Origin of the sequence: Streptomyces phaeochromogenes, assembly GCF_001418655.1 — a bacterium.
GTDB lineage: Bacteria > Actinomycetota > Actinomycetes > Streptomycetales > Streptomycetaceae > Streptomyces > Streptomyces phaeochromogenes.
On sequence record NZ_LIQZ01000496.1, the window covers coordinates 1 to 5,593 of the forward strand.

Annotated in this window: 7 protein-coding genes; 5 read left to right on the forward strand and 2 right to left on the reverse strand. The window is 71.7% G+C overall.

The window, feature by feature from the left end:
- On the reverse strand, positions 1-203 hold a 203-nt coding region (locus AOK17_RS49505; RefSeq protein ID WP_425424689.1), incomplete at its 3' end, for a cytochrome P450.
- On the opposite strand from AOK17_RS49505, the gene AOK17_RS49510 reads away from it, so the two are divergent.
- The 5 genes from AOK17_RS49510 to AOK17_RS43865 all read left to right on the forward strand — a co-directional run bounded on the left by AOK17_RS49510 (position 150) and on the right by AOK17_RS43865 (position 2,844).
- On the forward strand, positions 150-407 hold the full coding sequence (locus tag AOK17_RS49510) for a cytochrome P450 (protein ID WP_425424690.1): 258 nt from the start codon (positions 150-152) through the stop codon (positions 405-407). The genes AOK17_RS49505 and AOK17_RS49510 overlap by 54 nt on opposite strands.
- A 179-nt stretch (positions 408-586) precedes the next feature.
- Positions 587-817: a hypothetical protein gene (locus AOK17_RS43850; RefSeq protein WP_157881532.1), complete on the forward strand. Its 231-nt coding sequence runs from the start codon at positions 587-589 to the stop codon at positions 815-817.
- A gap of 143 nt (positions 818-960) precedes the next feature.
- Positions 961-1,560 carry an isochorismatase family protein gene (locus AOK17_RS43855; protein ID WP_055618240.1) on the forward strand — a complete coding sequence of 200 codons (600 nt, stop codon included), beginning with the start codon at positions 961-963 and terminating at the stop codon, positions 1,558-1,560.
- A gap of 10 nt (positions 1,561-1,570) precedes the next feature.
- A complete protein-coding gene (locus AOK17_RS43860; RefSeq protein ID WP_055618241.1) occupies positions 1,571-2,479 on the forward strand; it encodes a GlxA family transcriptional regulator in 909 nt (302 codons plus the stop codon).
- Positions 2,480-2,562: 83 nt separating this feature from the next.
- Positions 2,563-2,844, forward strand: a complete 282-nt coding sequence (locus AOK17_RS43865) for a hypothetical protein (protein WP_055618242.1) — start codon at positions 2,563-2,565, stop codon at positions 2,842-2,844.
- Positions 2,845-3,055: 211 nt separating this feature from the next.
- Here the strand turns inward: AOK17_RS43865 and AOK17_RS43870 are convergent.
- The coding region (locus AOK17_RS43870; RefSeq protein ID WP_055618243.1) for a helix-turn-helix transcriptional regulator at positions 3,056-5,593 on the reverse strand (2,538 nt) is incomplete at its 5' end.

Here is a 5,593-nt window from a genome sequence, read left to right on the forward strand (position 1 = left end):
CAGGTAAGTGGCGGGACCAAGGTCGCCGGAGTGTGGCCGTCCGGGCGGACAGTGATTCCGTGTACCGCCTTTGTGGGGGTGGAGGAGAAGGCCGGGGTGTGGGCCGGTAGTAGGTGTTCGAGTAGGACGGTGGATTCGCGGAGTGCGAATTGCAGGCCGAGGCAGGCGCGGGGGCCGATGCCGAAGGGGAAGTAGCCACCCACCCGGGTGCCTACTTCCCCTTCGGCATCGGCCCCCGCGCCTGCCTCGGCCTGCAATTCGCACTCCGCGAATCCACCGTCCTACTCGAACACCTACTACCGGCCCACACCCCGGCCTTCTCCTCCACCCCCACAAAGGCGGTACACGGAATCACTGTCCGCCCGGACGGCCACACTCCGGCGACCTTGGTCCCGCCACTTACCTGAGGCCTGCCATCGCGCACCGTGAAGTTGCCAGAGGGCGGCAGAGTTCTGCCGGTCATTGGTGCCGGAAGCGGCTGTTCGGCTGTGGTCGTCCGCTGGGTACGGTGGCGTGAGCGGCCCTGGGTGGTCTGTGCCGGGGCGGGATGGTGGTGAACGGCCCGAGGCGAGTTCGGGGGTTGAGGATGGTCTACCTGGTTCTGGCTGCGACGGTGGTCGTGTCCGTTCTGACGGTCGCCGTGACCGTGCTGGTGGGCCGTCAGAGGCGCCGGATGGATTCCGGGCCGGAAGCGCGGCGAATCGAAGCGACTGCTTCCAGAGGCGTGCGCGATGCGCGCCGCCTGGCTCATGCCCAGCAGCATTTCAACGACGCCGGCGGCCTCAGCGCTTTGCGGGATCGCGACTCCCGCTCGTAGAGACTCGTTGCCACTCGTAGCTTTTTATGGGGGCGACCTCAATGGCCTCACAGCCCCGCCAGCCCCGCCCATGACCGGATCAGTCCGCACCCGGACCCGATGCGGCCTGGTTCCGGCCCTCTCGTACGGGCCAGGCTTGGGGCATGACCCGAGCACTGATCGTCATTGATGTCCAGGAGTCCTTCCGGGCCCGTCCGCTGTGGGAGACCACCTCCGACCTGAAGATCGCCGACCAGGTGAACCGTCTCGTCCGGCTCTCCCGTCAGGCCGGGGACCTGGTCGTATGGGTGCTGCACTCCGAGCCCGGCAGCGGGGATGTCTTCGACCCTGCCCTCGGCCACGTCCGGCTCATGGAGGAACTGGAGCGGGCGGACGGGGAGCCGCTGATCCACAAGACCTCGCACAACGCCTTCACCACCACCAACCTGCAGCAACTGCTCACCGAGCGCGGTGTCCGCGAACTCACCGTCTGCGGCATCCGTACCGAGCAGTGCGTGGAGACCACCACCCGCGTCGCGAGCGACCTCGGCTACCAGGTCACGTTCGTCACCGACGCGACCGCGACCAATCCCATCCCCCACCGCGACGCCCCCGCCGACCAGAGCGTCGCCGAGCTGCTGGCCGACCCGCTCACGCTGCCCGCCGAAGAGGTCATCAGGCGCACCGAGTACGCCCTCGCCGGACGCTTCGCCACCATCGCGACGGTCGACCAGCTGGAGGCCGCGGCCGGGAGTAGGGCATGATGACCGAATCGTGAGCCACATCGTCTTCTTCCTGGTGCCCGGAGTCCACCTGCTGGACCTGGCAGGACCCGCGCAGGTCTTCTCGACTGCCGCCGACTTCGGGCACCCCTACACGCTGTCCTACGTCGCCGAGAGGCCGCAGGTCTCCACCGCTCAGGGGCTGCCGCTGGTGGCGGGGCTCGACTGGCCCGAGCTCGGGCCCGAGGACCTGATCCTGGTGCCCGGCTGGCGGGCGGCAACCCTGGCCGACAGCCCAGCCATCGGTGCCGCCTCCCTCCAGGTCCTACGGGACCACCACGCCAGGGGTGGGACGGTGGCCAGCGTGTGTGCCGGGGCCGAGGCGCTCGGCCGGGCCCGCCTGCTGGACGGCCGCCGCTGCACCACCCACCACGACGTGCAGGACGAACTGGCCCGGCGCCATCCCCGGGCAGTGGTCGTCCGCGACGTCCTGTTCACCGCCGACGACCGGGTGATCACCTCGGCGGGCATCGCCAGCGGTATCGACCTGGCCCTGCATCTGGTCGCCATCCAGCGTGGCCCGGCCGTCGCCGCGCAGGTGGCCCGCGAGATGGTCGTATACGCCCGCCGCAACGGCCATGAGCCGCAGTCCAGCGCGATGCTCCGGCACCGGTCCCACCTCGACGACACCGTGCACCGGGCCCAGGACCTCATCGACGCCCGCTTCGACCAACCGCTCCCCCTCCCCGCCCTGGCCTCGGCCGTCGGCGTGAGCGAACGGACCCTCACCCGCCTCTTCAGCCGCGCCACGGGACTCACCCCACTGCGCTACCAGCAGGCCCTGCGCCTCGAACGCGCCCAACACCTCATGAGCCACGGAGCGACAACCGACGCCGCCGCCCGCTCAGTCGGCTTCGAGGACCCCCGAATGCTGCGCCGCCTCCGCGCCCGCGCGGCCTGACCACGCCAGCGCCGGGCAACCGTGCTTCCGCGGGCGGGTAATTGGGTGCCGTGTGAACCGTCGCCAAGACAGTATGGGGAACCATGAAGAGCGACGACCCGATGAGAAGCATCGAGGACGAGGATGTCTGTCGCGTCTGCGGCTACACGGACGGTGACCTCTTCTTCGAGGACACCTGGCCGACCCACATCATCTGCAGCTGCTGCGGATGGGAGTCGGGCACGCCGCCGCTCGACGTTTCAGGCACCCGGCAGTATCGCGGCTACTGGACCGGGCAGGGCGCCGAGTGGTTCTCCCGTGGGGCACGGCCCAAGGACTGGGATCTTCTCAAGCAACTGCGCAACATCCCGGAGGACTGGCGCTGACGACGAATTCGGCATCGTGACCGCGTCGTCGATGCCACCCGGACCGAACGCCATCGGATACGCGAAGACCTCCGGAACGAACTCGGCCCGTCCCTCGCCGGTACAGGACTCGGACTGCAAGGCGCGCTCGACGGCCTGGCCCGCGGTGACACCGAGGCTGTCGGCCCTCTGCTGACCCGCACCCTCGACGAACTCCACCGCCGGTCGCTGTCTACGACCGGCCGTGCTGGTGACCCGGGCGTGGGACGGGTGACGGTGTTCTCAGGGTCCGGGCCAGTTCGCGCCGGGTGGTGACGCCGAGTTTCGCGTAGGCGCGGTGGAGGTGGTTGTCGACGGTGCGTACCGACAGGGCGAGGGCGTCGGCGATGTCCTTGCTGGCGTTGCCGAGCGCGGCGAGCAGGGCTATCTCGCGTTCGCGGTCGGTGAGCGGAGCGGTGGACTGGGCGGTGGTCAGCAGTGGTGTGCGGGCGCCTTCGCAGCGGGCCGGGGCCGCGGCGGCCCGGTGGGCGGCTGCCGAGGCGCGGCGCGCCTGGTGTGCCCGGCGCCAGGCGGCTGCGGCGGCGGTGGCCGCCTCGGCGGCGAGCAGCTCCGCGCCGACGGCCTGGCATGCGTCGGCGGCCCGGAGGAGCTGGTCGGGGTCGTCGGCTGCCAGCGCCGCCGCCAGTTGAGCCCGGGCCGGGGCGAGTGCCCCGTCGCATCGCTGTGCCAGTGCGGTCAGGCGGTCCGTGACCTCCTTCGCTCCGCCGAGCCGGGCCACATCGGTCAACAACAGTGCCTCGCCGGTGCGGTGGCCGGTCGAGCGGGCGACAAGGGCGGCAGCGGTGAGCACGGCCCGAGCCCGATCCAGGTGTCCGCGAGCGGCCAACAGCCATGCCTCGCCCAGGCGTTCCTCCCCCGCGGACAGCAGGCCCGGTGCCAGCGGCGGCAGGGTGCGGTGTTCGGCCAGCGACGCTTCGGCCGCGTCCAGGTCTCCCAGCACGGCCGCACATGCGGCGAGGCCGCCGAGCACCGGTCGCAGGGCCATGGTGTGGTCGAAGGAACGGGCCAGGGCGGCGGCCTCGGCCCACCAGCGGCGTGCGGTCGCCGGCCTCCCGGCCAGCCACTCCGTACGGCCGAGGAAGACCGCCAGCCAGACCCGTACGACGGAATCGGCGGCGACCAGTTCGGCGTAGGTGCGCTCGCCCTCGCGGCGGGCTTCGTCCGGGAGGCCGGCCTCGGTGAGAGCGAGGACGAGCGGGATGCGCTGGACGGCGGGATGGGAGACGAGGGCGTATTCGTCGACCTTCCGGTGTCCGGCGTGGGCGCGCTCCGCCCAGGTCGCGGCCTCGCCGGTGCGGCCCACCAGTGCCAGCGCGAAAGGCTTCATCCAGGCGCCTCGCAGCCAGACGTCGACGTCGGGGGCGTCACCGACGTCGGTCTCCAGGTCCTCCAGAAGTGTCAGCCCATGGGCCGGCTGACCGGCGACGATCCGCATGAAGCCCTCATTGATGGTGAGCTTTTGGCGGGCCGCCGGGCTGGTGATCCGGTTCAGTGCCGCGTCGTTGACCGCGAGTGCCTCGCTGAGGGGGGCGTTGCTCCACAGCAGGTTGAGCGTGCGGACCAGAGCGACCGCCAGCTTGTCCTGCTCGCCGACGGCCACGGCGTCGGCCTGGGCGATCGCCGCCTCGGCCTGGTCCCAGCGGCCCATCTCGAAGAAGGCGTGGCCGAGCATCAGGCCGGTGGCCGTGGTGCGGTGCTTCTCGGGAAGGGCCTCCAGGAGAGCGACGATCTGGGGGTAGTCGTGCGCGTGGCGGGACAGTACGGCGGCCTGCGTGAGAAGGGTGGGGTCGGCGGTGCCGGTGGCGGCCAGCCGCCAGGTGGCGATGTGCAGCAGGTCGCCGCGGCGGCGGGCGCCGCGGGCCTCGACGCGTGCGGCCTGGTCCAGCAGGAGGGCCCGGCGGCGCAGGACCGGGAGACCGGCCCGCAGTACCTCGCCGTACAGCGGATGGGCCAGGGACACGGCGGTGCGCCGCCGGTCCTGGGTGACGCGGATCAGTCCGGCCTGTTCCAAGGCGGCCATCACCTGCGGCGGGGCCAGGTCTTCGGCATCGGCCAGCGGTAACGGCTCGCACAGCGCGAGCAGTTCGAGTACGGGGAGTCCGGCCGGGTCGGCGGTGGCCAGGCGACCGCCGATCACCTCGGTCAGCCGTACGGTGGCCGGGAGTCGGCCCTCGGCCAGATGCCAGATCTCCCCGTCCTCGGTCAGGTCCCCGGCGGTCAGGGCGCCCAGGACCAGTTCACGCAGGTACAGCACGTTGCCGCCGCTGACAGCCGACAGCTCGTGCAGGCTGCGCCGGGCGACGGCTCCGCCGAGTGCGGCCTGGAGCAACTCCTCGATCTGCCCGGTGCTCAGTACGGTCAGGTCGACCCGGCGCACCGCGTCGCCGCCCCGCAGCGCCGTGACGGCCTTCCCGTACGGCTCACCGCTGCGGACGGTGCCGATCAGCAGGAGCACGCCGGTGTCCATCAGTTGCCGCAGCAGCACCGCCGAGGCCGAGTCCAGCAGATGCATGTCGTCGACCAGCAGCACCCATCTTCGCCGTCCCGGTCCGGCGGCCAGCCGCTCGGCGACCGCGGCGAACCCCGCCACCGGGTCCGACAGATCCACCCCCGCGGGCAGCAGGTGCGCGATCGCCCCCAGCGGCACGGCACCCGCCGCGGCGCTCGCGGTGGCCCGGCCCGCCCGGAAACCCGCCGCCGAGGCCCGGCC